A 1,947-nucleotide genomic window follows, 5' to 3' on the forward strand; every position below is an offset into this window, starting at 1 on the left:
CGTGCGCGCCCGGCTCCACGGGGCGCGGTGCGCCGACGGAGCGGCCGCGGTGCTGCGGCTGCGCGGACGCACCGGCACCGTGCGCGAACTGCCGGTGGAGACCGACGGCCGGGACGTCGCCTTCACGGTGCCCCACACCGGACCGGTCGACGACGGGGACCACATCTGGGACGTGTACGTGCGGCCCGCCGCGGACGCACCGCTCATCCGGGTCGGCCGCCTGCTCGACGACGTGGCGGACCGCAAACGCGTCCACGTGTATCCGCGGGTCACGGTCGGCGGGTCCGGACTGCGGCCCTACTACACCGTCGACAACGACCTCTCCTTCGCGGTGACCCGGGCGGCCGAAGGCTGACGGCCGGCCCGCGGACGCCGGGGCCGGGGGAGCGGGAGCGCGGTCAGGCGGCCGCCGCGAGCGGTCGGCGCCCGGTGCCGTTCCCCCGGCCGGACGCTTGACCGTGCACCGTGCCGGACGGTTGTGTCGCCCCCATGACCCAGTCGCCACCCGGCCGCCGCCCGCGCGCCGCCCTGGCCATGTCCCCGGCCGCCGCGGCCGCCGTCCTCGACGCCGAGTCGCTCGCGGCCCTCGCCGAGGTCTGCGACCTCACCGGGCCCCCGGTGCTCGACGACCTGACCACCCCCGGGGCGCGTGCCGTGCTCGCCGGGACCGAACTGCTGGTCACCGGGTGGGGCTGCCCGCCCCTGGACGCGGCCGTGCTGGAGTCGGCGCCGCTGCTGCGGGCCGTCGTGCACACCGCGGGCAGTGTGCGCGGCCATGTCACCGACGCCTGCTGGGAACGCGGCATCGAGGTCTCCTCCGCCGCCGCGGCCAACGCCGTGCCGGTCGCCGAGTACACCCTCGCCATGATCCTGCTCACCGGCAAGCACGTCCTGGAGTCCGCCCACGCCTACCGGACCTCCCGCACCCGCCCGGACCGGCTGCGCACCCCCCGCTCGGTCGGCAACCACCGCCGCACCGTCGGCATCCTCTCGGCGTCGCTCATCGGGCGCCGGGTCATCGGCCTGCTGCGCCCCCACGACATCGACGTGCTGCTGTACGACCCGTACGTCACCGACGAGGAGGTCCGCGAACTCGGCGTGCGGCGCGTGGAGTTGGCGGAGCTGTTCCGGGCGTGCGACACGGTCAGCGTGCACACCCCGCTGCTGCCGGCCACGCGGGGCCTGGTGAGCCGCGAACTGATCGGTTCCATGCGGCCCGGCGCGGTGCTGGTGAACACCGCGCGCGGCGCGGTCGTGGACCAGGACGCGCTGACCGACGCCGCCGTCGCCGGTCGCATCCGCGCGGTGCTCGACGTCACCGACCCCGAACCCCTGCCGCCGGAGCACCCGTTGTGGAGCTGCGAGAACGTCCTCGTCACCCCGCACGTCGCCGGTGCGCTGGGCAACGAATGGCGCCGCCTGGCGGACTGCGCGGTCGCCGAGGCGCAGCGGTGGGCGGCCGGGGCCGGCTTCCGCCATCCGGTGCGGCGCGAGGGCCTGGCCTTCCTCGCCTGAGCGGTCCGCCCGGTGGACCGACGACGCCTGCCGACCACGGCCGAAGGGCGGGACCCGCCCCCGGAAGCGGCCGGACGGGAACATCTCTTCGGCGGGTGAACCGGGGGCCCGGGCAGTCAGGACGGAGAGGCGTCGTCCTTCCGGGCGTCCGGGGCGGTGGCGTCCGGCGCGCTGTAGAAGACCGACGTGCCCTGCTTGCTGCGCCGGGCCCGGTTGCGCGCGACCAGCCCCTCCAGCGTGCTGCGCACCACGGTGGTCTTGACGGCGCGTCCGGGGTGGGCCGCCCCGAGCGCCTCGGCGATCTCGGCCGCCGAGCGCGGCTCGCCCTGCTCCGCCAGGTGCCCGCGGACCAGGTCGACCAGCCTGGGGCGCTCCGGCGTCCCCTTGGCCTTCGCCCCGTCCGCCGCACGCGCCGGTGCCTTCCCGGCCGCG

Annotated in this window: 1 protein-coding gene and 2 pseudogenes; 2 read left to right on the forward strand and 1 reads right to left on the reverse strand. The window is 76.8% G+C overall.

The window, feature by feature from the left end:
• Together G3I53_RS21605 and G3I53_RS21610 are read left to right on the forward strand one after the other, a co-directional pair.
• Positions 1-355, forward strand: a pseudogene (locus tag G3I53_RS21605) (transferase); the annotation flags it as partial.
• 134 nt (positions 356-489) lie between these two features.
• Positions 490-1,515 (forward strand): hydroxyacid dehydrogenase, encoded by a 1,026-nt coding sequence (locus G3I53_RS21610; RefSeq protein WP_164336276.1) that lies wholly within the window; start codon positions 490-492, stop codon positions 1,513-1,515.
• Between the two features lie 116 nt (positions 1,516-1,631).
• On the opposite strand, the pseudogene G3I53_RS21615 reads toward G3I53_RS21610, so the two are convergent.
• A pseudogene (locus tag G3I53_RS21615) lies at positions 1,632-1,947 on the reverse strand (hypothetical protein); the annotation flags it as partial.

The organism is Streptomyces sp. SID14436 (genome assembly GCF_010548465.1).
Taxonomy (GTDB): domain Bacteria; phylum Actinomycetota; class Actinomycetes; order Streptomycetales; family Streptomycetaceae; genus Streptomyces.